Below are 26,256 nucleotides of genomic sequence, written 5' to 3'. Positions count from 1 at the left end.
CGCGGAGGCGCTAATGAGCGATCGTATCTTTGCCGGAGTCTGGCTGTTGCTATGCATCGGCGGCCTGTTTATCGCCTGGCAGATCCACAGCGAATACTCGTATGAACCCGTCGGCCCGCGCCCTTTCCCATTGGGCATTATCGGCCTGATGCTGCTGTGTTCGGCGCTGATGCTGCTGCGTCGCCCGGACGCCATCGAGTGGCCGGGACGACATGTACTGCAACGTCTGTTAACCATGGTTGTGGTGCTGGTGGTCTATGCCTGGGGATTTGAATGGCTGGGCTTTCCGCTAGCCACTGCGCTACTGACGGCGGTGATTGGCCTGCTGTTCGGCGCCACGCTATCGGCGGCAGGCATTGCCGGCGTGGTGATGGGCGTCTCGTTATGGTACGCCTTCGATACCTTACTTGATGTGACCCTGCCGCTTGGCGTCTGGTTAAATTAACGGAGAAGCTTATGGATACCTGGATCTATCTGTCGCAGGGTTTCGCCGTCGCCATGACGCCGGAAAATCTGCTTATTGCCCTCATCGGCTGCTTTGTCGGAACCATCGTCGGGCTGCTGCCCGGCCTCGGGCCGATTAACGGCGTCGCCATTCTGCTGCCGCTGGCCTTTGCTCTGCACCTGCCCGCGGAATCGGCGCTGATCCTGTTGGCGACGGTCTATATCGGTTGCGAATATGGCGGGCGTATTTCGTCTATCCTGCTGAACGTGCCCGGCGATGCCGCCGCCATCATGACGGCGCTTGATGGCTATCCCATGGCGCAGCAAGGGCGCGGCGGCGTCGCACTATCGATTTCCGCCGTTAGCTCTTTCTTCGGTTCGCTTATCGCGATCGGCGGCATTATTCTGTTCGCGCCGCTTCTCGCCCAGTGGTCACTGGCGTTCGGCCCGGCGGAATATTTCGCGCTGATGGTGTTTGCCATCGCCTGCCTCGGCAGCATGATGGCGCAAAACCCGCTGAAGTCGTTCCTCGCGGCGTTAATCGGTTTGGGCCTGGCGACGGTGGGCGTGGATGCCAACACCGGGGTTTACCGCTTTACCTTCGACAGCGTCCATCTCTCCGATGGCGTTCAGTTTATAGTGGTGGTTATCGGCCTGTTCTCCGTTTCCGAGATCCTGTTGATGCTGGAGAGCACCAGCGGCGGGCAAACGCTGGTGCGTAAAACCGGGCGCATGCTGTTTAACACCAAAGAGGCCGCGCAGTGCGTCGGCGCGACCCTGCGTTCTTCCGTGGTGGGTTTCTTCGTCGGTATTCTGCCCGGCGCCGGGGCGACCATCGCCAGCGCCATTACCTATATGACGGAGAAAAAAATCAGCGGCAACAGCGATAACTTCGGCAAGGGGGATATTCGCGGCGTGGCGGCGCCGGAAGCCGCTAATAACGCCTCCGCCTGCGGTTCATTTATCCCGATGTTGACGCTCGGCGTACCTGGCTCCGGCACCACCGCAGTCATGATGGGCGCATTGACGCTGTATAACATTACGCCCGGCCCGGCGATGTTCACCGAACAGCCGGATATCGTCTGGGGGCTCATCGCCGCGCTGCTTATCGCCAACGTGATGCTGCTTATTATGAACATTCCGCTGATTGGCCTGTTCACCCGCATGCTGACGATCCCGCTATGGTTCCTGGTACCCGCCATCGCCGCCGTTTCCGCTGTTGGCGTCTATGCGGTGCACAGCACCACCTTTGACCTGTTGCTGATGGTTGGTCTCGGCGTGCTCGGCTACATCATGCGTAAAATGCATTTCCCGATGTCGCCGCTGATCCTCGGTTTTGTGCTGGGCGAGATGCTGGAGCAGAACCTGCGCCGCGCGCTGTCAATTAGCAACGGTAATCTGGCTATCCTCTGGGAAAGCGGCGTAACCAAAACATTGCTAATGCTGGCTGTCGCCGTCCTGGTGGTGCCGCCGCTGCTGCGTCTGAGACGTAAACAGCGCCAGCGCCGCGCCGAGGCGAATATCGGCTAAACCGGCGAATTGACCCATTCGCGCAGCGCCCGGCGCGAAATCTTAATCCCGCCGTTCTTTAACGTTTCCGGCAGCCGTAGCCACTGTACCGGCTGCTGGAAACGCGCTAACCGTTCAGCGCTCCATGCCGCCAGCGTGGCCATTTCGCAGCCGTCCTCGCATTCAACCACCGCCACCGGACGTTGGCCGTATTCGACATCATCCTGCGGCACAATAAACACCTGCTGAACCTGCGGATGGGCGAGTATCACGCGCTCAACCTCCTCCGGCTGAATGCCTTCGCCGCCGCTAAAAAAGAGATTATCCAGTCGCCCTATAATCGACAGCCTGGCGTTGCGTAACTCCCCGCGATCGCGCGTCGCAAACCAGCCTTCATCGTTGGTTAATGACAACAGTTGACCATCCCGCCAGTAGCCCGCGGCCATGCTCGCCGCCCGCAGCCAGATCTCGCCGGCGACAATTTTTACCTCCCTTCCCGGCAGCGCTTCGCCCACATCCGCCTCGCCGTCGGCCTCTTTGGCGCAGACCGTGGAGGCGAATTCAGTGAGGCCATAGCCGCAGAAACTGCGTATCCCCTGCGCTCGCGCCCTTTCGGTCAGCTCGACCGGAATCGCCGCACCGCCAAGCAACACCGCCTTGAGTGAAACATCGGCATCGCCATTCAGCAGACGCCATAGCTGAGTCGGTACCAGTGAAGCATGGGTACAGCCCTGTAACGCTTGCTCCAGCGGTTGTTTGTCACGCACCGTCAGCCGCGCGCCCGCCAGCAGCCAGCGCCAGATGATCCCCTGCCCGGAGACATGGAACAACGGCAGCGACAGTAGCCAGTCGTCCTCCCCGGCAAACGGCATCAGCGCCAGCACGCCAGCGGCGCTAGCCAAATGGGCGCTGGCGCTATGGACTGCCGCCTTCGGCAGGCCGGTTGAGCCGGAGGTTAACGTCATCGACACCAACCGTTCGCCATGCCAGCAAACGGCATGGGCGCCTTCTGCCGCCTGCAGAGTTAACGCCGGTAAATTCCCCGGCAGCGTATCACCGTTAAGCACCAGTTGATGCTGTACGGTTAACGCAGGCAGCAGTTCCTGCAGCAATACCGTAGGCAGTTGCGGATTAAGCGGCAGCACCCGCGCCCCACACTGCAGCAACGCCAGCCAGGCGAGTAGCGTCTCCGGCTGGTTGTAGGCCCTAAGCGCCACGCCCTGACCTTCCATGACGCCCTGCGCGGCAAAACCAGACGCCAGCGCGTCAATCCGCGCGCATAGCTCACGCCAGGTCAACGCCTGGTCATTCAGGCGTAGCGCCTGCGACGCGCCGCGTAACTGACACCAGTGGCGCCACGGCCAATCGGAAAACATCACAGCAGTTGCTCCAGCTCATCAGCATGAAAAATTGGCAGCGTACTTTCCGGCCACGCCCGCACCAGCTGCGCGCCCATCAGCGCCAGCGTATCGAGTCCGGGGATAGTCTGCGGGGTCAGCCAGGCGGCGATCCGCGCCAGCTGCGTTAACCCCAGGCTGGACTCGATCGACGAGCTAATCACTGCACTCAGCCCCAGCGCATGCGCCGCGGCGACCTGTTGCTGAACCTTTTGTAAACTGCCGGTCAGCGTCGGTTTGATCACCACCGCGCGCACGCCGGGCTCGGCGACAAAACGGAAATCCGCCTCGCGCAGGCTTTCATCCCAGGCGATAGCGATACCGGTCTGCTGACTGAATTCGCGCGAATCGTCGCGGCTTTTGCACGGTTCTTCGAGAAAGGCAATGCGTTGGCGATACGCCGGATTAACATATTTGGCGAACTGCTGCGCTTTGACCGGCGTCCACGCCCGGTTGGCATCCAGCCGCAGCTGCAGGTCGGGGATCGCTTCCAGCAGCAGATTCACCACCATGCCGTCGCGTACCGCCTCCCACAGCCCTACTTTCACCTTAGCGACTTTCTCGCCGGGCATCGCCGCCAGTTTGGCGAACAGTTCATCCGGGTCGCCGGAACAGAGCGGCGCCGCGCGATAATCCGCCGCCTGTGGTAGCTCGCCGCCAAGCTCCGCCTGCGCGCAACTAATACCAAAAGCGACGGAGGGCTGCATAGGAAGCGGCGCCTCGGCGCCGTCGCGCCAGGCCCGCGCCCACGCCAGCAGCGCCATTTGCGCCTCTTCCAGCGTTTCGTCACTGAATCCCGGCAGGGGAGAAATTTCCCCCCAGCCTTCGCGTTCACCCTCCTGCAGGCGGATGAACAGCCCATCGCGGGTTTTTAACCGCCGTTCGCGCAGAACCACGCCCGCGTCCATCGGTATCTGCCAGCGGTAAACCTGCGAAACGCGCATTATGGATTCCGTTTAAATTTGCTGAAGTCCGGCTGACGTTTCTGGTTGAAGGCGTTACGTCCTTCCTGCCCTTCTTCCGTCATGTAGAACAGCATGGTGGCGTTACCCGCCAGCTCCTGCAGCCCGGCCTGGCCGTCGCAGTCGGCGTTCAGCGCCGCTTTCAGGCAACGCAGCGCCATCGGGCTGTTTTGCAGCATTTCACGACACCAGCGCACGGTCTCTTTTTCCAGATCCGCCAATGGGACCACGGTATTCACCAGCCCCATATCCAGCGCCTGCTGGGCGTCGTACTGACGGCACAGGAACCAGATTTCGCGCGCTTTTTTCTGCCCGACGATACGCGCCATATAGGAAGCGCCCCAGCCGCCATCAAAGGAGCCGACTTTTGGCCCGGTCTGGCCGAAGATGGCATTATCCGCCGCGATGGTCAGGTCGCACATCATGTGCAGTACGTGGCCGCCACCGATAGAGTAACCGGCGACCATCGCCACTACTGGTTTCGGGCAGGTGCGGATCTGGCGCTGGAAGTCGAGTACGTTGAGATGGTGAACCCCGGAGTCGTCCTGATAGCCGCCGTAGTCGCCGCGGACTTTCTGGTCGCCGCCGGCGCAGAAAGCTTTATCGCCTTCACCGGTCAGCACGATAACGCCGATATTGTCGTCGTAGCGGGCATCCGCCAGCGCCTGAATCATCTCTTTGACGGTCAGCGGACGGAAGGCGTTGCGCACCTGCGGACGATTGATGGTGATTTTAGCAATCCCGTCAGTCGATTTTTGATAACGAATATCGGTATAGCCTTCTGAGCAATCGTGCCATTCAACGGGGGCGTAGAGCATTGCTTCATCAAGAGAGATCATAGAATGTCCTTCAGTTAACTTGCCAGAATCTGCGCCAGACAGGCAATCACCGCAGCGGGGTTGTCCCGGTGCGCGTTGTGTCCGGCATGGTGAATGATATGGGTATCGGCGGCGAGCGCTTGCGCGATAGCGCGAAACTTCGCGTCGTGTTCGCCGCACAGGTAGTGAAAAGGAAAATCGCGAGCCTGCAGAGACGCGCGCAAATCGGCCTGCTCCGCAAGGGAGGTTGCCTCCAGCATCGCCGCCAGCGTAGCGCCATTATTGCGGCGACGTAGGGCGACCAATGACTCACGCTGCGCCGCATCCAGCGAAGCGAAGACCGGCTGCTGATACCAGTCGGCGAAGACCTGCGCTAACGGCTCGCGGCGAAAACGTTCCGCCCAGGCGCTATCATTGCCGCGCCGCGCCTGCCGCGACGCTTCGTCCTGCAGGCCCGGATGTCCGCCCTCGACGATCAGGCCGCGCAGGCCCGCGCGCGGCTGGCAGGCGAAGTTCATCGCCACCCGGCCGCCCAGGGAGTAGCCAACCAACCAGTAATCCAGGATGTTGTAACTATTTAGCGTAGCCTGCAGTAATTCGCTGACCCCGGTAAAGCCATCGACCGCGATATCCGCCGAGCCACCGTGCCCCGGCAGATCGAGATACAGCCGCGGCCAAGCCGGAAACGCTTCACCAACCGTACGCCACTCGTCGCGGTCTCCGGAAAAGCCGTGCAGGAATACCAGCCAGGGATAACCCGGCTGGCCGCTTTCAACCGTCGCGTTGAGCGTCACAGGCGGCTTACCTGCGCCAGCAGTTGCTGGAGAGTCTGCGTACCGTCGGTCTCGTTAACCGCCAGCTCAATTACCGTCGCCCCGGCGCGGCGCCACGCGCCTGCCAGCGCCTCATCCAGCGACTGCCAGTCATCAGGGCGGTGATAAGCCAGACCAAACATCGCCGCCGCGTGGCTGAAATCAACGTCCTGCGGCATTAAATAGAACTGGCGGCGCTCGTCCTGCGGCGTCGGCAGCATAGAGAAAATCTGCCCGCCGTTATTATTGACCACGATCAGCACCAGCGGCGCCGACGCCTGGCGCAGCAGGGCCAGCGAGTTGAGATCGTATAACGCCGAAAGATCGCCGACGATCGCAAGCGTAGGCCGGGCGCTCGCGCGCTGCACGCCGGCGGCGGTCGCCAGTAGGCCATCGATGCCGCTGGCGCCGCGATTACTATAGACCGGATAACCCGCCGGCAGTTGCCCCAGCGCGTCTATCAGGCGTACCACTAAACTGTTGCCAACAAACAGCTGTCCCTGATCCGGCAAATAGCGCCGAATGCGCTGCGCCAGCTGCGCTTCGCCAAAAGGCTCGTTGCTGGCGACCGCGGCCTGCCACGCCTGCCCGGCAAGCTGCGGGATCACCGTCGCCCACGGCTGGCGTTTCTCCGCCGGATGCAGTTCGAGCCAGCGCTCAACGCTTGAGAGCAGACGGCGACCGCGGTGCTGCGCCGGGTCGAGACGACCGCGCAGATTATCCACCAGCCAGTATTCATCCGGCTCGCAGGTCGCCTGCCACTGAAGCACGCGTTTGCCGGTCAGGCTGCTACCGAGTTGCACGACGATTTGCGCCTGCGCCAGTTCGCTGACCGCTTTACCGTTGCCAAGCCACAGGTCGGCGCACGGTAACGGCTGCCCGGTCTGCGACAGGACATCGCCAATCATCGGCCAGCCGAGGGTCTGCGCCCATTCAGCCACTTTTTTACCTTCCGCGGCGCTCATCCTGCCCGCGACCACTACGCCGCGTTTTTGCCGCCAGAAGAACCAGTCGCGCTGTTTCTCACTCTCCATCTGCAGCGCCTGACGTAGCCAGGGTTTATCGCTCTGCCACCAGTTGCCGAGCTGCTGTTGCCACTCCAGCCCGGTATCGTCCATATCGCCATATAGCGGCTCCGCGAACGGGCAGTTGATATGCACCCCACCGGCATGCAGCTCGCCCAGCGCCTGATCGATAGTCGAGACTAGCCAGCGGGCGGAAATATCCTGCGAAGGTCGCGGTAAAGAAACGGTCTGCGCAGGATGAGAAGCAAACATTCCCGGTTGGCGGATGGCCTGATTGGCGCCGCAGTCGATAAGCTCCGGCGGGCGGTCGGCGGTCAGCAGGATCAGTTTTTCACCCGTCAGGCCCGCTTCAATCAGCGCCGGATAGAGATTCGCGGTTGCGGTTCCGGAGGTCACAATCACCGCCACCGGCTGGCGGCTAGCCTTCGCCAGTCCCAGCGCCAGGTGGCCAAGGCCACGTTCGTCAAAATGAGTGTGATGAATAAAAGCGCGGTTTTCCGCCGCCGCCAGGGTTAAGGGCGTCGAGCGCGAGCCTGGGGCAATGCAAATGTGCTGCACGCCGTGGCGGGTTAAAGCTTCAAGGATCACCGCCGCCCAGCGTCGGTTAAATGCGCTTACTGACATGAAATTGTCCGGTATCAAATATTGATGCTAAGTATAGATAAGGCAGAGTTGCGCCGTTTTGATATACGTCGTCTCTCTACGTTTCTGAAAGTAATAACGTTCGTAATCCCGCCGCTTTATTTTCTATTTCTTGCCACTCCTGCTGCGGGTCAGATCCGCTGACAATACCGGCCCCGGCATACAGCCGCAGGGTGTCGTTCTCGACTTTTGCCGAGCGCAGCGCCACGCAAAACTCGCTTTGCGCCAGAGAAAGATAACCTGCGGAGCCGGCATACCATTCGCGGGCGAAAGGCTCATGACGGCGGATGAACGCCAGCGCCGCCTGGCGCGGCAGCCCCGCCACCGCGGCGGTAGGCTGCAACTGCAGCAAGCAGCGGCTGTCGTCGGGCTCAGCCAGTTCGCACCAGATACAGCGCCGCAGATGCTGCACCTTGCGCAGGCGTACGACCTGCGGCGGTAGAACGTCAAGCGTCGGCGACTCGCTCTGCAAACGCTGGCAGATATCCTCGACCACCAGCATATTTTCCCGCTGGTTTTTATCGTCTTTCATTAGCCAATCGCCCAACTGCTGCGCCCGGGCGTCATCAGGATGATTAGCGACGGTACCCGCCAGCGCTTCGGTGCGCAGCAGCGCGCCGCGTCGCCGCCATAGCCGTTCCGGCGTGGAGCCGAGAAACGCCTGCTTCGGGCTAAAGGCCATCAGGAAGTGAAAACAGTTAAGATTGCTGCGCCGACTGGCCGCCATAATGGCAAACGCCTGCAGCGGCGCGCTAAAGCGTAAATCCGTGACCCGCGCCAGCACAACCTTATCCATTTCGCCGGCGCCGATTGCCTGCGTCGCCTGCGTAATCAGCTCGCTCCACTGCGGGTATTCCGGCGCATGCTGCTCGCTTTGCAGCGGCGGCATCGATGCCGCCGTCGCCTGCTCGCTATTTAATGATTGGAGAAACGCCCGCGCGGCGGCCGCGTCGTCTTGCAGCGAGGTCGCACTGTGTACCACCAGCCGCAAAGTCGCTTTGCCGCCCAGGCGGCGCCACTCCAGCCGCGGCAGAAACAGATGGCCCTGCTGCGGGTCGAACGCGTTCAGCCCGCTGATGCGCAGATTTTCCCGCCCCTGCGCGCATAAAAAATCATGCGCCGCGGACAAAGAGGCAAAGGTGGTTACCGCCCCCAGCGCCGCCAGCTCTTCATCACCATTACGCTGCTGCCAGTAGAATTGCGGCCAGCACGGCTGGCGCGCGCACCACAGTAACGGGTCGAAGGCGTCGTTTAACGGGAATGGGATATCAAAAATTCGCGTGCCGGGCGACGGAGGGAAATCTTCAGCCAGACAACCCAACAGGCTTTCCAGCGCGGTGGAAACAGACAGCACGCGAACCTCCACGAAATTAAAAACCCCACATTATAAAGGGTAGCTGCGATAAATAGCAGTACCCATCATGAGGGAGCGAACCTTAACAGGCCCGGCGAACGCCAGACACTGGATTCGCTACAGGAGGAAAAGTATAGATAATTGATAGCGATACGCTATTACTATTTAGCTTCTTAATGAGTTGTGATGTCACGCGCCATACCGATATGGGCAATACCATCTTCATCGTATACCTCTGTCACCGGCACAAAACCAAAGCTGGCATAAAATTTCTGCAGATGCGCCTGCGCCCCCAGATAAATCGCCTTCTGCGGCCAGTTCTGCCGGCAGCTGGCCAGCGCCTGCTCCATCAACTGGTAGCCCAGCTTCTCGCCGCGCACGGACGGGCTAACGATAACCCGGCCAATCACCACCGGTTCGAACTCCTCTTCGCTTTTGAGGATCCGCGCGTAGGCCACCAGCTCTCCGTCGCGCCAGCCGAGCAGATGACGGTTCTCGCCGACTAAATCATCGCCGTCGATATCCTGATAGACGCAGCGTTGTTCGACGACAAACACCGCGCTGCGCAGCTTCAGCAAGGCGTACAGTTGAGCAACAGTGAGCTCGCTGTGATGTAAATCCTGCCAGGTCATCATTTGTGACTCCTTATTGATATACTGATGCTTTACCACTCGCCTGAGGACACTGGACGATGGAATTAACATTTTTGGGGACATCCGCCGGCGTGCCGACCCGTACGCGTAATATGACGTCGATAATACTGAATTTGCAACAACCCACCAGCGCTGAAATGTGGTTGTTTGACTGCGGCGAAGGCACCCAGCATCAGTTTCTCCATACCCCTTACCACCCAGGCAAACTGAATAAAATTTTCATCACTCACCTGCACGGCGATCATCTGTTCGGCCTGCCCGGCCTGTTGTGCAGCCGCTCGATGCAGGGAAACTCGCTGCCGCTGACGGTTTACGGGCCAAAAGGGATTAAAGAATTCATCGAAACCGCGCTGCGCCTGAGCGGCTCGTGGACCGATTATCCGCTCACTATCATCGAAGTCGGCCCCGGCCTGGTCTTCGACGAAGACGGCTATCGGGTCAGCGCGTACCCGCTCAGTCATCCGGTGGAGTGCTACGGCTACCGCATCGAACAGCATGACAAGCCCGGAACGCTCGATGCCGCCCAACTGATTGCCGATGGCGTGCGTCCGGGGCCGCTGTTCCATAAGCTCAAGCTCGGCCAGCGCGTTGAGCTGGAAGATGGCCGGGTCATCGACGGCAGCCGCTATCTGGGACCAGCGACCCCGGGTAAAACGCTGGCCATCTTCGGCGATACCGCCCCCTGCCCGCAGGCGCTGGAGATGGCGCGCGGCGCGGATGTGATGGTCCACGAAACCACCCTTGAGCAGGCGATGGCGGAGAAAGCCAATAGCCGTGGCCACTCTTCCAGTCAGCAAACCGCGGCGCTTGCCAAAGAAGCGGGGGTCGGCACGCTAATCGCCACCCACTTTAGCTCGCGCTACGATGCCGAAGGCTGCCTGCGCATGCTGGCGGAATGCCGGGAGATTTTCGCCAATACGCTACTGGCGGAGGATTTTATGGTTTATCGACTGGCATAAATCGCAGGCATAAAAAAACCGCCGACAAGTCGGCGGTTTTTTTTATTTATAGCGCAGATTACATCAGCGGCGTCGCCAGCTGCACGATGCTAATCAGCGGCTGCGGCCACACGCCAAGCACCAGCACCAGCAGCGCGGAGATCAGCACCACGATACCGCCGGCGCTGTACTGCCAGTTTGACGGCGCATCGCGGTTCAGCTGCTCCGGGGCGCTCAGGTACAGGCTGACGGCAACGCGCAGGTAGTAGTAGAGACCAATCGCCGAGCCAATCACTACCGCGGCAACCAGCCACCACAGGTGCGCATGTACACCGACGGCCAGCACGTAGAACTTACCGATAAAGCCGAGGGTCATCGGAATACCGGCCAGCGACAGCATCATCACCGTCATTACCGCCGACAGGATCGGACGGTGCCAGAACAGACCGCGGTAGGAGAACAGCGAGTCAGCATCCGGACCGCGGTACGGGCTGGACATCAGGCTGACCACGCCGAACGCGCCGAGGCTGCTGAACAGATAACCGGCCAGGTAGACGCCAACGGCTTCCATCGACATTTCGCCGCTCTGCAGGGCGATTAACGCCACCAGCAGATAGCCGAGGTGTGAGATGGAAGAGTAACCGAGCAGACGCTTAATGTTGGTCTGGCTCAGCGCCATCAGGTTACCGAAGATGATAGAGGCGAAGGCGATCAGGCCCAGCACCACGCGTACCGCTTCGCTGTCGCCCACCGGCATGTACAGGAACAGACGCATCACCACGCCGAAGATGGCAATCTTGCTGGCGGTCGCCAGGAAGGTGGATACCGGCGCAGGCGCGCCCTGGTATACATCCGGCGTCCACAGGTGGAACGGCACCAGCGACAGTTTAAAGCCAAGACCGACGATCATCAGACCGAGGCCCGCCAGCAGCAGCGGCTCGTGCAGCGCGTTGTCAGCCAGGCTCTTGCCCAGCGCGAGGAAGGACAGGTTACCGGAATTCGCATACACCAGCGCCATACCGAACAGCAGGAAAGACGAGGCTGCCGCGGAGAGGATGGTGTATTTGATGCTCGCTTCCAGCGAACGTTTCTGGCGGAAGGCGTAACCGACCAGGCCGAACAACGGCAGCGAAATCAATTCGATACCGAGGAACAGCGAGGCCAGGTGATTAGCGCCGGCCAGCAGAATACCACCCAGCGCGGCGATCAGCACCAGCAGGTAGAACTCTTCTTTATTGTCCTTGTAACCCTCAAGCCATGGGTAGGCGAAAGTACAGGTCGCGAGGCTCGCTAACAGCACCAGCCCGGTATAGAGCATCGAGTAACCGTCAACGCGGATCAGCGGGGTGACGTCCATCGCCCCGTTCTGACCAACAAACCAGAGCGAGACCAGCGCGGCGTTAAGTCCGAGAACCGACAACGTGGCATTGAGAAAATGATTGCGTCGCCACGCAATGGAGAGCATCACAACCACCACCGTCAAGCCGACGATCAGCAGCGGTAGCAGTGCGATCAGTTGTTGTGGAGTTATTGTCATGGCGAATTACGGCCTTGTAGTAGAAACAGAATTAACAAACCACTGCTGAATGTTGCTCATCGCAGCATGCGAGGTGTCGAGAATTGGCTGCGGGAAGAAGCCCAACAGCACCAGCAGCACCACCAGCAGCAGGATGATAGACAGTTCACGCAGGGACATCCCCGGCAGCTCTTTCGTCGCGATTTCGCTTTTCGCTTTACCGAAGTAGGCGCGATGCAGCATCGACAGCGAGTAAACGGAAGCGAATACCAGACCAAAGGTCGAGATAACGGTAATCACCGGCACCACTTTATAGCTGCCGAACAGAATCATAAATTCGCCGACAAAGTTACCGGTGCCCGGCATCCCCAGGGTGGCGACAGCGAAGAACATCGACATCGCCGGCAGCCATTTAATTTTGCTCCACAAGCCGCCCATCTGGCGCATATCGCGGGTGTGCAGACGTTCGTACAGCTGACCACACAGAATGAACAGACCCGCCGCGGACAGACCGTGGGCAATCATCTGAATCACCGCCCCTTGATAAGCCAGCTGGCTACCGGTGTAGATAGCAATCAGCACGAAGCCCATGTGGGAAACGGAGGTGTATGCAATCAGACGTTTGATATCGGTCTGGGCGAAGGCCATCCACGCGCCGTAGAAGATACCGATCACGCCCAGCCACATGGCGATTGGCGCAAACTCGGCGGAGGCGTTCGGGAACAGCGGCAGCGCAAAGCGCAGCAGACCGTAGGCCGCGGTTTTCAACAAGATGCCCGCGAGGTCGACGGAACCGGCAGTCGGCGCCTGGGAGTGGGCGTCCGGTAGCCAGCCGTGCAGCGGCACCACCGGCATTTTCACCGCGAAGGCGATGAAGAAGCCGAGCATCAGCATGTATTCCACGCCGTGCGACATCGGGGTTTTCAGCAGCTCTTCATAGTTGAAGGTCCACACGCCGGTGGCGTTGAAATGGACGAATGCCAGCGCCAGAATGGCGATCAGCATCACCAGACCGCTCGCCTGGGTATAGATGAAGAACTTGGTGGCCGCCGTGATACGCGTTTTACCGTCAGAGGCTTTGTGACCCCACAGCGCGATCAGGAAGTACATCGGCACCAACATCATTTCCCAGAAGAAGAAGAACAGGAACATGTCGATGGCGAGGAATACGCCGATGACGCCGCCCAGGATCCACATCAGGTTGAGGTGGAAGAAGCCCTGGTACTTTTCGATTTCGCGCCAGGAACAGAGCACCGCCAACACGCCGAGCAGGCCAGTCAGCACCACCATGAGCAGCGACAGACCGTCAATCGCCAGATGGATGCTAATGCCGAAACGTGGGATCCACGGCAGCACGAATTCCGACTGCCACTGCGGAATCCCCGCGGATTGTGTCAGAGAATAGCCGCCCTGCATCCACAGCTGCAGGCCAAGCACCAGCGTCAGTCCCATGGTAATCAGCGCAATCCAGCGCGGCAGTTTCACGCCAAAGCGTTCAGTCTGCCAGCACAGGAAGCCGCCAATAAAGGGGATTAATATTAGCCAGGGTAATAACATGGCGATTTTTATTCCTTGTTAAAGTCCCGTTCAGGACCGATTTTCAACGAATTCGACTACATTCACGTTTGAGTGCGGTTTGTTGTGTCGGGTGGCGTTTCACTTACCCGACCTACGGTTTCGTAGGCCCGGTAAGCGAAACGCCACCGGGCAAAACCGCGCGCTCAAATCAACGCAGTACCATCAGCAGAGCCAGCACTACCACCGCGCCAATGCTCATTGAAGCCACATACCACCGCAGATAGCCGTTCTCGCTCACCAGCAGGCCTTTACCTGCGAAGCGGGACAGAATCGCCGGGATATTCATCAACGAGTTCAGCGGATCGCTCTTCAGCAGCCAGGCGATACCGAGGAATGGTTTCACGAACACTTTGTCGTATAACCAGTCGAAGCCCCAGGCATGGAACCACCAGGTACCGAAGAAGCGGCCAGGCGCGCTGTTGGCGATGGAAGTCACCAGCGTACGTTTGCCCAGCCACAGCCATGCGGCGATCAGGATGCCGGCGATAGCGATAATCCCGGAGGTCATTTCCAGCGTCATCACGCTACCGTGAGCGAGCTCGGTGGTCTGCGGCAGTACGCCTTCCAGCGGCGGCACAATCAGCGCGCCAACGAAGGTGGACAGAATCAGCAGCACAATCAGCGGCAGATGGTGGGTAATCCCCTTCCCTGCGTGCGCGTGAATTTGCTCTTTACCGTGGAACACGATGAAAATCATACGGAAGGTATACAGCGAGGTCATAAAGGCGCCAACCAGGCCCGCTACCATCAGATTGATATGGCCGTTGGCCATCGCGCCAGCCAGAATCTCATCCTTACTGAAGAAGCCTGCGGTGATAAGCGGCAGAGCGGACAGCGCCGCGCCCCCCACCAGGAAGCAGACATAAACCAGCGGAATGGATTTGCGCAGGCCGCCCATCTTGAAGATGTTCTGTTCGTGATGGCAGGCGAGGATCACCGAACCGGACGACAGGAACAGCAGCGCTTTAAAGAACGCATGCGTCATCAGGTGGAAGATCGCCGCGTCCCATGCCTGCACGCCCAGCGCGAGGAACATGTAGCCAATCTGGCTCATAGTCGAGTAAGCCAGCACGCGTTTGATGTCGGTCTGCACCAGCGCGGCGAAGCCCGCCAACACCAGCGTGATTGCGCCAACGATACCGACCAGATGCAGCACTTCCGGCGTCATCAGGAACAGGCCGTGGGTACGGGCAATCAGGTACACGCCCGCGGTCACCATGGTAGCGGCGTGGATCAGCGCAGAGACCGGCGTCGGGCCCGCCATCGCATCGGCAAGCCACGTTTGCAGCGGCAGCTGAGCGGATTTACCGACCGCGCCGCCGAGCAGCATCAGCGTCGCCCACTGCAGCGTGGTGCTGCCGTTAGCGAAGTGCTGCGGCGCCAGCTCAACCATTTCGCGGAAGTTCAGGGTGCCCAGTTCGTTATAAAGAATGAACAGCGCGAAGGCGAGGAACACGTCGCCGACGCGGGTGACCACGAACGCTTTCATCGCCGCGGCGTTGTTCTTCGGATCGGTGTAGTAGAAGCCGATCAGCAGGTAAGAACAGAGACCCACGCCTTCCCAACCCAGGTACATCAACAGCAGGTTATCGGCCAGCACCAAAACGACCATGCTGGCGATAAACAGGTTGGTGTAAGCGAAGAAGCGAGAGTAGCCCTCTTCGCCGCGCATGTACCAGGAGGCGAACATGTGGATCAGGAAGCCGACGCCGGTAACCACGGAGAGCATGGTCAGAGACAGGCCATCCAGCACCAGGTTGAAGCCGATGTTGAAATCACCGACCGACATCCAGTTCCACAGCGGTACGCTGACCGCCTGTTTGCCGTTAGCGAAAAAGTCGACGCCGACGTACGCCGTCACCAGCGCCGCCAGGCCTACCGAGCCCATCCCCACGGTAGCGGAAAGATTTTCCGACCAGCGTCCGCGGGAGAAGGCCAGCAGCACAAAGCCAATCAATGGCAGAAGAATGGTTAAGGCAAGCATGTTCATCCACGCAACTCACTTACTGAATCGATGTTCAGGTTCTGGCGGCGACGATGGAGCTGCAGCAGCAGCGCCAGACCGATACTCGCTTCCGCAGCCGCGAGGCTGATGGCGAGGATATACATAATCTGACCATCAGTCTGGCCCCAGTAGCTTCCCGCGACCACGAATGCCAGCGCGGCGGCGTTAATCATGATTTCCAGGCTAATCAGCATAAACAGCAGATTGCGGCGGATCACAAGACCAGTCAGGCCGAGCACAAACAGGATGGCGGCGAGGATCAGTCCATGTGTTAAGGGGATCATGCGTGTTCCTCCGTTTTTCTTTTGTCGCTGTCGTTCACGCGGTTGCTCAGCACCTCACCGGCGCGCTCTTCGCGGCCAATGTGGAAGGCAACAACCAGGCCCGCCAGCAGCAGCATGGAGGCCAGCTCCACCGCCAGGACGTACGGCCCAAACAGCGCAATACCCACTTCTTTGGCGTTGATCGCCGCGCCGTCGATACCCTGGTCATTAATGCCCAGGATGGCGTAAACGATAACCACCAGCAGCACCGCGGAAAGGATGGCCGGGCCAATCCAGATCCCCGGCTGCAGCCATTTGCGTTCCTGTTCGATCTCGGTGCCGCCCAGGTTGAGCATCATCACCACGAACACGAACAGCACCATAATGGCCCCGGCGTAAACGATGATTTCCAGCGCACCGGCGAAGTAAGCGCCCAGCGAGAAAAACACCCCGGCAATCGCTAACAGCGAAATGATCAGGTACAGCAGCGCGTGCACCGGATTGGTGTGGGTGACGACCCGCAAGGTTGCGAGGATGGCTATCAGGCCACAGATATAAAAAGCGAATTCCATTGCCCCTCTCCTTACGGTAACAGGCTCTTGACGTCGATTGGCTTAGCTTCGTTTTCCGCTTCGCCCTTATCTTTGCCGTCGATTGCCATACCCGCCATCCGGTAGAAGTTATATTCCGGGTATTTGCCCGGACCGGAAATCAGCAGATCCTCTTTTTCGTACACCAGATCCTGACGTTTGTATTCGCCCAGTTCGAAGTCCGGGGTCAACTGAATCGCCGTGGTCGGGCACGCTTCTTCGCACAGGCCGCAGAAAATGCAGCGTGAGAAGTTGATGCGGAAGAACTCCGGGTACCAGCGGCCATCTTTGGTCTCTGCTTTCTGCAGAGAAATACAGCCAACCGGGCAGGCTACCGCACACAGGTTACAGGCAACGCAGCGCTCTTCACCGTCCGGATCGCGCGTCAGCACGATACGGCCACGATAGCGCGGCGGCAGATATACCGGCTCTTCCGGGTACATCTGAGTTTCACGTTTGGCGAAGGCGTGCATCCCGATCATGCAAATACTGCGGACCTGGGTGCCGAACCCTACCAATAATTCTTTTAAGGTCATGTTCAATTCACCCCTTATTGCGCCTGCCAGAGAATGACAGCCGCCGTTACCAACAAGTTGACCAGCGTTAACGGCAGGCATACCTTCCAGCCAAAGGACATTACCTGGTCATAACGCGGACGCGGTAATGATGCGCGGATCAAAATGAACATCATCATGAAGAACGCGGTTTTCAGCGCGAACCAGATGAAAGGCGGTAACCACGGGCCATTCCAGCCGCCGAAGAACAGCGTCACGATCAGCGCTGAAACGGTGACAATCCCGATGTATTCGCCGACGAAGAACAGACCGAATTTCATACCGGAATATTCAATGTGGTAACCATCGGCCAGTTCCTGCTCCGCTTCCGGCTGGTCGAACGGGTGACGGTGACACACCGCCACGCCGGCGATGGCGAAAGTGACGAAGCCAAAGAACTGCGGGATGACGTTCCACAGATGCGCCTGGTTGTTGACGATATCGGTCATGTTGAATGACCCCGCCTGCGCCACCACGCCCATCAGGGAGAGACCGAGGAACACTTCGTAGCTCAGCGTTTGCGCGGAAGCACGCATCGCCCCCAGCAGCGAGTATTTGTTGTTGCTCGACCAACCGGCGAACAGGACCGCGTACACCGCCAGGCCTGCCATCATCAGGAAGAACAGAATACCGATGTTCAGGTCGGCGACCACCCACGACGGGCTAACCGGCACGATAGCAAAGGCCAGCAGCAGCGAAGTAAAGGCGATAACCGGCGCCAGAGTAAAGATCACGCGATCGGAGAAGCGCGGGATCCAGTCCTCTTTGAAGAACATCTTGATCATGTCGGCGACCAGCTGCAGCGAACCGCCCCAGCCCACGCGGTTAGGTCCGTAGCGGTTCTGGAACAGGCCGAGCAGACGACGCTCGCCGAAGCTCATGAACGCGCCGCAGGTGACGACCACCAGCAGAATGACCACGGCCTTCAGGATGCTTAACAAAATGTCGATAAGATCCGGCGTTAACCAACTCATGCTTGCGCCTCCTGCAGTGAATCAATACGCGCCCCGGCCAGTACCGGCGCGATGCCTGGCATGCCCATCGGTAAGCCAACCTGTCCCGCGGCCAGCCCTTCAGAAATAACCAGCGGCAGACTCAGCGTCTGGCCTTCAACGCTGAAGGAAACCATCGCCCCGGCATTGACGCCAAGCTTTGCGGCATCCGCCGGGTTCAGCTTGATGTACGGCTCAGGCATCCGGCTCTGGAACACCGGAGAACGCTGCGACAGCTCATCGCTGCCAAACAGGTGGTAGTAAGGCGCGATACGCCATTTGCCCTCTTCCGCGTGGAAGCTGGCCGGAATCGCCGTGAAGTACTCCAGCCCGCTGGCGGAAGCTTCAATCAGACGCACGCCCGGATCGCCGTGGCGCAGTTTACCGCCCACTTCATCCTGGAATTTGTTCCATGCCTGCGGGGAGTTCCAGCCCGGCGCCCACGCAAACGGAATTTGCGAACGCGGCGCGGACGGCTGGTTGTTCCCTTCCATCGAGAAGGCGAACATGGTGTCTTTATCCTGCGGTTGGCGCGGTTCGTGCACGCTGATGTTGGCGCGCATCGCCGTGCGGCCGCTATAGCGGTGCGGTTCACGCGCCAGCTTCTGACCGCGAATGCGGAAGGTCGCATCCGGCGCGGCATCTTTAATGCCCGCCAGCTGCGGCAGCGCCGCAATCGCCGCATCGATGACGTGGTCCAGCTGCGTCCAGTCAACCTGACGGTTGTTGACGGTGCTGTGCAGCGAATGCAGCCAGCGCCAGCTTTCCAGCATCACGGTTTTCGCGTCGTAGTAAGCCGGATCGTAAACCTGGAAGAAACGCTGGGCGCGGCCTTCGTTGTTCACCACGGTACCGTCGCTTTCCGCAAAGCTTGCCGCGGAGAGCACCAGGTGCGCTTTGTCCATAATCGCGGTGCGCTGATGATCAACCACCATCACCAGCGGCGCTTTCGCCAGCGCAGCGTCGACGCGCGCGGCGGAAGCATGACGGTGCAGGTCGTTTTCCAGCACGATAACCGCATCTGCGGCACCGCTTTCCAGTTCGTCCAGCGCCTCTTCAAGCGAGCCGCCGCCGATCATGCCCAGACCAACGCTGTTCACCGCGCGGGCGACCATAGTCACGCCAACATCGGCGCCGCGGCCTTTCAACGCTTTCGCCACGTTGGCGGCAGCCTGAATGATTTCCATGCTGCCGGCGTTAGTGCCGGAGATAATCAGCGGTTTTTTCGCCCCGGCCAGCGCCTGAACGATCACATCAACTTTACCCTGCAGGTCATGGCTCAGGCCATCAACCGCCGGCGCGCTGTTGTCCAGCGCATGGGCGATAGCAAAGCCCAGACGCGCCTGATCTTCCACCGGCGCGCGATAGGTCCACGCCGCGATGTCATCGAGGCGGGTGTCGTCGATATTAGTGACGAATAACGGATGCTTAGCGCGCTGTCCGATGTTGAGAATTGCCGCAATCTGCCAGTCGGCCACTTTCTGCGCCGCCGCCATTTCGCGTGCTTTCCCTTTCACCGCCTGGCGTACCGCCAGGGCAACGCGCGCGCCGGTCTGGGTAATATCTTCGCCCAGCACCAGCACCGCATCGTAGGATTCGATATCGCGCAGCGTCGGGGTATGGATCCCGCCTTCACGCAGCACTTTGAGCATCATCTGCAGGCGCGCTTGTTCGCCTTTAGCGATGCCGGTATAGAAGTTTTCGCTACCGACCAGCTCACGCAGCGCGAAGTTGCTTTCAATGCTGGCGCGCGGAGAACCGATACCAATGACTTTCTTCGACTGGCGCAGGATATCCGCCGCCCCCTGCATCGCCTGTTCGGCGTTGAGCGCGATCAGATCGTCGCCGCGGCGCTGAACCGGCTGACGCGGACGATCTTTGAGGTTTACGTAGCCATAGCCGAAACGACCGCGGTCGCAGAGGAAGTAGCGGTTAACGGTACCGTTATAGCGGTTTTCGATACGACGCAGCTCGCCATAGCGTTCGCCAGGGCTGATGTTACAGCCAATGGAACACTGCTGGCAGATGCTCGGCGCAAACTGCATGTCCCACTTACGGTTGTAACGCTCAGAGTGCGTTTTATCGGTGAAGACGCCGGTCGGGCAAACTTCAACCAGGTTACCGGAGAACTCGCTTTCCAGCGTGCCATCTTCCGGGCGGCCGAAGTAGACGTTGTCATGAGCGCCATAAACGCCCAGATCGGTGCCATCGGCATAATCTTTATAGTAGCGAACGCAGCGGTAGCAGGCGATGCAGCGGTTCATTTCGTGAGAAATAAATGGCCCCAGATCCTGGTTGCGGTGGGTACGCTTGGTGAAACGATAGCGGCGGAAGCTATGACCGGTCATGACCGTCATATCCTGCAGGTGGCAGTTGCCGCCCTCTTCGCAGACCGGGCAGTCGTGCGGGTGGTTGGTCATCAGCCACTCCACCACGCTTTCGCGGAACTGCTTCGCTTCGCCGTCGTCAATAGAAATAAAGGTGCCGTCAGATGCCGGAGTCATACAGGACATCACCAGGCGACCACGCGTGTCTTCCGCGTTCTGATATTGCTTCACCGCACACTGGCGGCAAGCACCGACGCTCCCTAGCGCCGGGTGCCAGCAAAAGTATGGAATATCAAGACCAAGAGAGAGACAAGCCTCTAGCAGGTTGTCCGCTCCGTTGACCTCGTATTCTTTGCCGTCTACATGAATCGTAGCCATTTGCGTGCTTCCAAAAATAAAAAACCTTTAGATTACCAGCGCGTCTTAAGCAGGTTCGGCTGAATACCGTTAATTGCATGGGTATTGCTGAACTGCTGCTTAATGCCAGCCTCGAATTCTTCGCGGAAATATTTGATAGCGCTCTGCAGCGGTTCAACCGCGCCCGGCGCGTGCGCGCAGAAGGTTTTACCCGGCCCGAGGAATCGACACAGTTGCTCAAGAGTTTCGATATCGCCAGGCTGGCCTTCGCCGCGCTCCAGGGCGCGCAGGATCTTCACGCTCCACGGCAGGCCGTCGCGACAAGGCGTACACCAGCCGCAGGATTCGCGGGCAAAAAATTCTTCGAGGTTGCGCACCAGCGGAACCATGCCGATCTCGTGGTCGACGGCCATCGCCAGCGCGGTGCCCAGACGACTACCGGCTTTACCAATGCTTTCAAACTCCATCGGCAAATCGAGGTGCGCTTCGGTCAGGAAGTCGGTACCGGCGCCGCCCGGCTGCCAGGCTTTAAACTTCAGGCCATCACGCATGCCGCCGGCGTAATCTTCGAGGATCTCGCGCGCGGTGGTGCCGAAAGGCAGTTCCCAGACGCCCGGATTCTTCACGCGCCCGGAGAAGCCCATCAGCTTGGTGCCGGCATCCTTGCTGGTTGAAATATTCTGATACCACTCCACGCCGTTGGCGAGAATGGCAGGCACGTTGCACAGGGTTTCAACGTTGTTGACGCAGGTCGGTTTGCCCCATACGCCCGAGCTCGCCGGGAACGGCGGCTTGGAGCGCGGGTTCGCGCGGCGGCCTTCCAGGGAGTTGATAAGCGCCGTCTCTTCACCGCAAATATAGCGCCCTGCCCCGGTATGCACGAACAGCTCGAAGTCAAAACCGGTACCGAGGATATTTTTCCCCAACAGGCCCGCTTCGGTAGCTTCGGCAATCGCGCGACGCAGATGCTGCGCCGCTTCGATATATTCACCGCGCAGGAAGATGTAACCGCGGTAGGCCTTCAGCGCAAAGGCGGAGATCAGCATGCCTTCCACCAGCAGGTGCGGCAGCTGTTCCATCAGCAGACGGTCTTTATAGGTACCCGGTTCCATTTCATCGGCGTTACACAGCAGGTAACGGATGTTCATGGACTCGTCTTTCGGCATCAGGCTCCACTTCAGACCGGTGGAAAAGCCCGCGCCGCCGCGCCCTTTCAGGCCGGCGTCTTTTACCGCATTGACGATTTCATCCGGCGCCATACCGCTTAAGGCCTTGCGCGCCCCTTCATAACCGTTTTTACTGCGATACTCGTCCAGCCACACCGGCTGCTTGTCATCGCGCAGACGCCAGGTTAATGGATGCGTTTCGGCAGTACGAATAATGGTTTTCATTTATACCGCTCCAGGAGGTCAGGAATCGCTTCCGGCGTCAGATAACTGTGCGTGTCGTCATCAATCATCATGGTCGGCCCCTTGTCGCAGTTGCCAAGGCAACAGGTCGGCAGCAGCGTGAAGCGGCCATCAAAGGTGGTTTGACCCGGTTTGATGTCCAGCTTTTTCTCGATAGCCGACTGGATCCCCTGGAAGCCGGTGATATGGCACACCACGCTGTCGCAGTAGCGGATCACGTGACGGCCAACCGGCTGGCGGAAGATCTGGCTGTAGAATGTCGCCACGCCTTCGACGTCGCTTGCCGGGATCCCCAGCACATCGGCGATCGCGTAGATCGCGCCATCCGGTACCCAGCCGCGCTGTTTTTGAACAATTTTCAGCGCTTCGATGGACGCCGCACGCGGGTCTTCGTAGTGGTGCTTTTCGTGCTCAATAGCCTCACGCTCTGCCGCACTCAGCTCAAAAGCCTCGGTTTGTGGTTGTTGATTCTCGTGCATAATTAGCGGTCCACGTCTGACATAACAAAATCAATACTACCCAGATAGACGATAAGGTCGGATACCAGGCTGCCGCGGATCGCCGCCGGGATCTGCTGCAGGTGCGCATAGCTCGGGGTACGAATACGGGTACGGTAGCTCATAGTGCTGCCGTCGCTGGTCAGGTAGTAACTGTTAATCCCCTTCGTCGCTTCAACCATCTGGAAGGATTCGTTGGCCGGCATCACCGGGCCCCAGGAAACCTGCAGGAAGTGCGTAATCAGGGTCTCAATGTGCTGCAGCGTGCGCTCTTTCGGCGGCGGCGTGGTCAGCGGGTGATCCGCTTTGAACGGGCCTTCCGGCATATTATCGAGGCACTGCTGGAGAATGCGCAGGCTCTGGCGCAGCTCTTCCACTTTTAGCATCACGCGGGTGTAGCAGTCGGAAACGCCGCCGCCAGTCGGGATTTCAAAGTCGAAGTTTTCGTAGCCAGAATAAGGACGCCATTTACGCACGTCGAAGCCGATACCGGTCGCGCGCAGGCCTGCGCCGGTGGTACCCCACTCCAGCGCTTCTTTCGCGGTGTAGGCGGCAACGCCTTTGGAGCGGCCAATCAGAATAGTGTTGCGCAGCGCGGCTTTCTCATAGGAATCCAGGCGCTTAGGCATCCACTCAAGGAATTCACGCAGCAGGCGATCCCAGCCGCGCGGCAGGTCGTGGGCGACGCCGCCGATGCGGAACCATGCCGGGTGCATACGGAAACCGGTGATCGCTTCGACCAGATCGTAGATTTTCTGACGGTCGGTAAAGGCGAAGAAGACCGGGGTCATCGCGCCGACGTCCTGAATAAAGGTCGAGATATACAGCAGGTGGCTGTTAATGCGGAACAGTTCGGACAGCATCACGCGGATCACGTTCACGCGATCCGGCACGGTGATCCCGGCCAGTTTTTCCACCGCCAGCACGTACGGCATCTCGTTGACGCAGCCGCCGAGGTATTCGATACGGTCGGTGTACGGGATGTAGCTGTGCCAGGACTGGCGTTCACCCATCTTCTCCGCGCCGCGGTGGTGGTAGCCGATGTCCGGCACGCAGTCGACAATCTCTTCGCCATCCAACTGCAGAATAATACGGAATGCGCCGTGAGCGGACGGGTGGTTCGGGCCGAGGTTGAGGAACATAAAGTCCTCGTTTTCGGTACCGCGCTTCATACCCCACTCTTCCGGCTTGAAGGTTAACGCTTCCATTTCCAGATCCTGCTTGGCCTTGGTCAGCTCAAACGGATCGAATTCGGTGGCGCGCGCCGGATAGTCTTTACGCAGCGGGTGGCCTTCCCAGGTCGGCGGCATCATGATGCGGCGCAGATTCGGGTGACCGTCGAAGGTCACGCCAAACATTTCCCAGGTTTCACGCTCATACCAGTTGGCGTTAGGGAACAGTTTGGTGAAGGTCGGTAGATGCAGATCGTTTTCAGACAACGCCACCTTGAGCATGATATCGCGGTTGCGGTCTACTGAGATCAGGTGGTAGAAAACGGAAAAATCCGCGGCTGGCAAGCCGTCGCGGTGTGTACGTAAACGTTCGTCCATGCCGTGCAGGTCAAACAGCATCACGTAAGGTTTAGGCAATCTCTTCAGGAAATCACCCACCTCGAGCAGCTGTTCGCGCTTCACCCATACCACCGGAACGCCGGTACGGGTAGGCTGAACGGTAAAGGCATCCGGCCCAAAACGGTTGCGCAGTTCGCCGATCACCGGGTCATCAAGGTGATCGCGGGTTTGCCAGGCTGGTGCGGCGTCATGCGCGGTTAAATCAGTCATATTGTTCACCATTGCAAAAGGTCCGTGGTGACTGCCGGGCGAGGCTTCGCTGCTTTTGTAGATTGATTTGCGAAGTCTGGTTCCCGCCCGCAGGCGCAAGTTAAATCTCGTCCGGAGTCCGCAGATTGGTCACCGCAATTCGTTCGCCGCGTTTACGCTCGCGCTCGGATTGCATGTTGGCGCGATAGACGCCCTGATCGCCAACCACCCAAGAGAGAGGACGGCGCTCTTTACCAATGGATTCCTGCAGCAGCATCAGCGCCTGCATATAAGCTTCCGGACGCGGCGGACAGCCCGGGATGTAAACATCAACCGGAATAAACTTGTCCACGCCCTGGACGACGGAGTAGATATCGTACATCCCGCCGGAGTTAGCGCATGCGCCCATAGAGATAACCCACTTCGGCTCCAGCATCTGATCGTACAGGCGCTGAATAACCGGGGCCATTTTGGTGAAGCAGGTACCGGCGACCACCATCAGGTCGGCCTGACGCGGAGAGGCACGCAGTACTTCCGCGCCAAAACGCGCAACGTCATGCACCGCAGTGAATGACGTCACCATTTCTACATAGCAGCAAGACAGGCCGAAGTTGTACGGCCAAATCGAGTTCTTACGGCCCCAGTTCACCATGTCATGCAGCGCGTGTTCGAGTTTCCCCATATACACGCTTTTATTGACTTCTTGCTCCAGGGGGTCAGTTACGATCTCCTGTTTTTGCAGGGGGTAACGGTCGTTCTCACCGTTAGGATCTATGCGGGTGAGCGTATAATCCATCTTATTGCCTCGCTTTTACTGCATATGACGGTTAGTGGGACTGTCTGTTTCCGGGTTAACCAGCGTGCGACGGGAACGCGCAGGCGTCCAGTCCAGTGCGCCGATGCGAACGAGGTAAACCAGACCAGCCAGTAGCACTAAAATGAAAATTGCGGCTTCCACAAAGCCAACCCAGCCGCTTTCGCGAATGGATGTTGACCATGCGTAGAGATACAGGGCTTCCACGTCGAAGATAACGAAGAACATGGCGACCAGATAAAACTTCGCAGAAAGACGTAAGCGGGCCGAACCAACGGAGTCGATCCCCGATTCAAACGGCGTGTTTTTGCTACGCGCGCGCGCGCGACCGCCAAGGTACCAGCCGCCGACGAGCATCAGGCAGCACAGACCGATAGCGATGATGAGAAATATAGCGAATGCCCAATGATGAGCGATGACTTCAGTGGATGTTGACATACGCATTGCTTAACCAAAAAAGTGTAGCGCCAAAACCCTCTGCTCTTGATGGCAGATGAACGCCACAGCGTTTCACGGGAGGAATAAAAAAATGACCTTGCAAAAAAGCGTCCCTGGTTGATGAGGAAGCCCAAATGCCGTGGCTTTTTACCCCTTTCTTTAACCTTTTGTCAACTTTAACAAAAGTTTTAACTACATTAATTTACATTGGAATCTTTTCATTAACATTAAATGCCCTTTGTTGCGTAATAACCTTGCATATCATTCGGATTTAGTGTTGTTGAATCGTGTCCGTTTTAGACGTAAATCAGTTTCGCCAATCTATTTTGACAGGATTTGGCCGCGATTCCTCCCCCCAAGTAGGGGTATTTTCTTGATCTGTGACACGCTTTTGTTAATTACATCTGGAAAACGGCAACAATCCGTCCGGTTTTTTAACATTAGCAGGAAGTATTGAAACTGCAGCTAAAAACAGGGAAACAATGGTCGCTTTCAATCCAACCCATTGATTCATATATCAATAAATTATTAAACTGCTTAAAATCCTTGTAAAATATAAAAAAAAAGAGCCACTGACCTCATTTTGTCGATCGGCGGCTCTT

General features: G+C 58.8%; 23 protein-coding genes. 3 read left to right on the top strand and 20 right to left on the bottom strand.

From position 1 onward, the window contains the following. Positions 1–13: 13 nt before the first annotated feature. Positions 14–445 (top strand): tripartite tricarboxylate transporter TctB family protein, encoded by a 432-nt coding sequence (locus PGR79_RS15365; RefSeq protein ID WP_430914756.1) that lies wholly within the window; start codon positions 14–16, stop codon positions 443–445. Between the two features lie 11 nt (positions 446–456). After that, positions 457–1,974 carry a tripartite tricarboxylate transporter permease gene (locus PGR79_RS15360; RefSeq protein WP_015365603.1) on the top strand — a complete coding sequence of 506 codons (1,518 nt, stop codon included), beginning with the start codon at positions 457–459 and terminating at the stop codon, positions 1,972–1,974. Here PGR79_RS15360 and menE read toward each other — a convergent pair. From menE to PGR79_RS15325, 7 genes are all read right to left on the bottom strand, one after another. Continuing rightward, a complete protein-coding gene (menE, locus tag PGR79_RS15355) occupies positions 1,971–3,332 on the bottom strand; it encodes an o-succinylbenzoate--CoA ligase (RefSeq protein WP_430914755.1) in 1,362 nt (453 codons plus the stop codon). The two genes, PGR79_RS15360 and menE, sit on opposite strands and share 4 nt — an antisense overlap. Then, a complete protein-coding gene (gene menC, locus PGR79_RS15350) occupies positions 3,329–4,294 on the bottom strand; it encodes an o-succinylbenzoate synthase (RefSeq protein ID WP_411325961.1) in 966 nt (321 codons plus the stop codon). The genes menE and menC overlap by 4 nt, the downstream gene beginning before the upstream one ends. Beyond that, positions 4,294–5,151: a 1,4-dihydroxy-2-naphthoyl-CoA synthase gene (gene menB / locus PGR79_RS15345; protein ID WP_015365600.1), complete on the bottom strand. Its 858-nt coding sequence runs from the start codon at positions 5,149–5,151 to the stop codon at positions 4,294–4,296. The genes menC and menB overlap by 1 nt, the downstream gene beginning before the upstream one ends. Before the next feature lie 14 nt (positions 5,152–5,165). After that, on the bottom strand, positions 5,166–5,924 hold the full coding sequence (gene menH, locus PGR79_RS15340; RefSeq protein WP_430914754.1) for a 2-succinyl-6-hydroxy-2,4-cyclohexadiene-1-carboxylate synthase: 759 nt from the start codon (positions 5,922–5,924) through the stop codon (positions 5,166–5,168). Continuing rightward, positions 5,921–7,591 carry a 2-succinyl-5-enolpyruvyl-6-hydroxy-3-cyclohexene-1-carboxylic-acid synthase gene (menD, locus tag PGR79_RS15335; RefSeq protein WP_430914753.1) on the bottom strand — a complete coding sequence of 557 codons (1,671 nt, stop codon included), beginning with the start codon at positions 7,589–7,591 and terminating at the stop codon, positions 5,921–5,923. The genes menH and menD overlap by 4 nt, the downstream gene beginning before the upstream one ends. Before the next feature lie 76 nt (positions 7,592–7,667). Beyond that, positions 7,668–8,963: an isochorismate synthase MenF gene (gene menF, locus PGR79_RS15330; RefSeq protein ID WP_430914752.1), complete on the bottom strand. Its 1,296-nt coding sequence runs from the start codon at positions 8,961–8,963 to the stop codon at positions 7,668–7,670. 173 nt (positions 8,964–9,136) lie between these two features. Beyond that, positions 9,137–9,598: a GNAT family N-acetyltransferase gene (locus PGR79_RS15325; protein WP_015365596.1), complete on the bottom strand. Its 462-nt coding sequence runs from the start codon at positions 9,596–9,598 to the stop codon at positions 9,137–9,139. Between the two features lie 56 nt (positions 9,599–9,654). Between PGR79_RS15325 and rnz the strand changes: the two genes are divergently transcribed. Beyond that, the gene (rnz, locus tag PGR79_RS15320) at positions 9,655–10,575 is read left to right on the top strand and encodes a ribonuclease Z (protein WP_320482570.1); all 921 of its coding nucleotides are present in this window, start codon (positions 9,655–9,657) and stop codon (positions 10,573–10,575) included. 58 nt (positions 10,576–10,633) lie between these two features. Here rnz and nuoN read toward each other — a convergent pair whose 3' ends face one another. The 13 genes from nuoN to nuoA all read right to left on the bottom strand — a co-directional run bounded on the left by nuoN (position 10,634) and on the right by nuoA (position 25,660). Then, on the bottom strand, positions 10,634–12,091 hold the full coding sequence (gene nuoN, locus PGR79_RS15315) for an NADH-quinone oxidoreductase subunit NuoN (RefSeq protein ID WP_015365594.1): 1,458 nt from the start codon (positions 12,089–12,091) through the stop codon (positions 10,634–10,636). 6 nt (positions 12,092–12,097) lie between these two features. Further along, entirely contained in the window at positions 12,098–13,627 is a 1,530-nt protein-coding gene (gene nuoM / locus PGR79_RS15310) for an NADH-quinone oxidoreductase subunit M (RefSeq protein ID WP_015365593.1), read from the bottom strand. Positions 13,628–13,796: 169 nt separating this feature from the next. Next, positions 13,797–15,638, bottom strand: coding sequence for an NADH-quinone oxidoreductase subunit L (gene nuoL, locus PGR79_RS15305; protein ID WP_015706160.1), 1,842 nt, complete (start codon positions 15,636–15,638; stop codon positions 13,797–13,799). Further along, the gene (nuoK, locus tag PGR79_RS15300; RefSeq protein WP_004865088.1) at positions 15,635–15,937 is read right to left on the bottom strand and encodes an NADH-quinone oxidoreductase subunit NuoK; all 303 of its coding nucleotides are present in this window, start codon (positions 15,935–15,937) and stop codon (positions 15,635–15,637) included. Before nuoK ends, nuoL begins: the two co-directional genes overlap by 4 nt. Next, entirely contained in the window at positions 15,934–16,488 is a 555-nt protein-coding gene (nuoJ, locus tag PGR79_RS15295; protein ID WP_015365591.1) for an NADH-quinone oxidoreductase subunit J, read from the bottom strand. The genes nuoK and nuoJ overlap by 4 nt, the downstream gene beginning before the upstream one ends. Positions 16,489–16,499: 11 nt before the next feature. After that, positions 16,500–17,042, bottom strand: a complete 543-nt coding sequence (nuoI, locus tag PGR79_RS15290) for an NADH-quinone oxidoreductase subunit NuoI (protein WP_015365590.1) — start codon at positions 17,040–17,042, stop codon at positions 16,500–16,502. A gap of 14 nt (positions 17,043–17,056) precedes the next feature. Next, positions 17,057–18,034, bottom strand: coding sequence for an NADH-quinone oxidoreductase subunit NuoH (gene nuoH / locus PGR79_RS15285; protein WP_015365589.1), 978 nt, complete (start codon positions 18,032–18,034; stop codon positions 17,057–17,059). Next, positions 18,031–20,757 (bottom strand): NADH-quinone oxidoreductase subunit NuoG, encoded by a 2,727-nt coding sequence (gene nuoG, locus PGR79_RS15280; RefSeq protein ID WP_171824516.1) that lies wholly within the window; start codon positions 20,755–20,757, stop codon positions 18,031–18,033. The genes nuoH and nuoG overlap by 4 nt, the downstream gene beginning before the upstream one ends. Positions 20,758–20,789: 32 nt before the next feature. After that, positions 20,790–22,127, bottom strand: coding sequence for an NADH-quinone oxidoreductase subunit NuoF (gene nuoF, locus PGR79_RS15275; protein WP_015365587.1), 1,338 nt, complete (start codon positions 22,125–22,127; stop codon positions 20,790–20,792). Continuing rightward, positions 22,124–22,624 (bottom strand): NADH-quinone oxidoreductase subunit NuoE, encoded by a 501-nt coding sequence (nuoE, locus tag PGR79_RS15270; RefSeq protein WP_015365586.1) that lies wholly within the window; start codon positions 22,622–22,624, stop codon positions 22,124–22,126. Before nuoE ends, nuoF begins: the two co-directional genes overlap by 4 nt. Positions 22,625–22,626: 2 nt before the next feature. Next, positions 22,627–24,435: an NADH-quinone oxidoreductase subunit C/D gene (gene nuoC / locus PGR79_RS15265; protein WP_015365585.1), complete on the bottom strand. Its 1,809-nt coding sequence runs from the start codon at positions 24,433–24,435 to the stop codon at positions 22,627–22,629. An 88-nt stretch (positions 24,436–24,523) separates the two neighbouring features. Beyond that, entirely contained in the window at positions 24,524–25,198 is a 675-nt protein-coding gene (nuoB, locus tag PGR79_RS15260) for an NADH-quinone oxidoreductase subunit NuoB (protein ID WP_002913178.1), read from the bottom strand. A gap of 15 nt (positions 25,199–25,213) precedes the next feature. Then, positions 25,214–25,660 (bottom strand): NADH-quinone oxidoreductase subunit NuoA, encoded by a 447-nt coding sequence (gene nuoA / locus PGR79_RS15255; protein ID WP_002913181.1) that lies wholly within the window; start codon positions 25,658–25,660, stop codon positions 25,214–25,216. Positions 25,661–26,256: the final 596 nt, after the last annotated feature.

Origin of the sequence: Klebsiella sp. 141161, from assembly GCF_050600815.1 — a bacterium.
Lineage (GTDB): Bacteria > Pseudomonadota > Gammaproteobacteria > Enterobacterales > Enterobacteriaceae > Klebsiella > Klebsiella aerogenes.
The sequence above is the reverse complement of the archived record's forward strand: the minus strand, read 5'-3'. Positions and strand labels throughout refer to the sequence as shown.

Coding starts and splice junctions, on each gene's coding strand:
- menD (WP_430914753.1), bottom strand. CDS start 7,591: ATGTCAGTAAGCGCATTTAACCGACGCTGGGCGGCGGTGATCCTTGAA.
- PGR79_RS15325 (WP_015365596.1), bottom strand. CDS start 9,598: ATGATGACCTGGCAGGATTTACATCACAGCGAGCTCACTGTTGCTCAA.
- PGR79_RS15365 (WP_430914756.1), top strand. CDS start 14: ATGAGCGATCGTATCTTTGCCGGAGTCTGGCTGTTGCTATGCATCGGC.
- nuoF (WP_015365587.1), bottom strand. CDS start 22,127: ATGAAAACCATTATTCGTACTGCCGAAACGCATCCATTAACCTGGCGT.
- menB (WP_015365600.1), bottom strand. CDS start 5,151: ATGATCTCTCTTGATGAAGCAATGCTCTACGCCCCCGTTGAATGGCAC.
- PGR79_RS15360 (WP_015365603.1), top strand. CDS start 457: ATGGATACCTGGATCTATCTGTCGCAGGGTTTCGCCGTCGCCATGACG.
- nuoM (WP_015365593.1), bottom strand. CDS start 13,627: ATGTTATTACCCTGGCTAATATTAATCCCCTTTATTGGCGGCTTCCTG.
- nuoN (WP_015365594.1), bottom strand. CDS start 12,091: ATGACAATAACTCCACAACAACTGATCGCACTGCTACCGCTGCTGATC.
- menC (WP_411325961.1), bottom strand. CDS start 4,294: ATGCGCGTTTCGCAGGTTTACCGCTGGCAGATACCGATGGACGCGGGC.
- nuoC (WP_015365585.1), bottom strand. CDS start 24,435: ATGGTGAACAATATGACTGATTTAACCGCGCATGACGCCGCACCAGCC.
- nuoK (WP_004865088.1), bottom strand. CDS start 15,937: ATGATCCCCTTAACACATGGACTGATCCTCGCCGCCATCCTGTTTGTG.
- nuoB (WP_002913178.1), bottom strand. CDS start 25,198: ATGGATTATACGCTCACCCGCATAGATCCTAACGGTGAGAACGACCGT.
- nuoJ (WP_015365591.1), bottom strand. CDS start 16,488: ATGGAATTCGCTTTTTATATCTGTGGCCTGATAGCCATCCTCGCAACC.
- nuoE (WP_015365586.1), bottom strand. CDS start 22,624: ATGCACGAGAATCAACAACCACAAACCGAGGCTTTTGAGCTGAGTGCG.
- nuoA (WP_002913181.1), bottom strand. CDS start 25,660: ATGCGTATGTCAACATCCACTGAAGTCATCGCTCATCATTGGGCATTC.
- nuoH (WP_015365589.1), bottom strand. CDS start 18,034: ATGAGTTGGTTAACGCCGGATCTTATCGACATTTTGTTAAGCATCCTG.
- nuoI (WP_015365590.1), bottom strand. CDS start 17,042: ATGACCTTAAAAGAATTATTGGTAGGGTTCGGCACCCAGGTCCGCAGT.
- nuoL (WP_015706160.1), bottom strand. CDS start 15,638: ATGAACATGCTTGCCTTAACCATTCTTCTGCCATTGATTGGCTTTGTG.
- rnz (WP_320482570.1), top strand. CDS start 9,655: ATGGAATTAACATTTTTGGGGACATCCGCCGGCGTGCCGACCCGTACG.
- nuoG (WP_171824516.1), bottom strand. CDS start 20,757: ATGGCTACGATTCATGTAGACGGCAAAGAATACGAGGTCAACGGAGCG.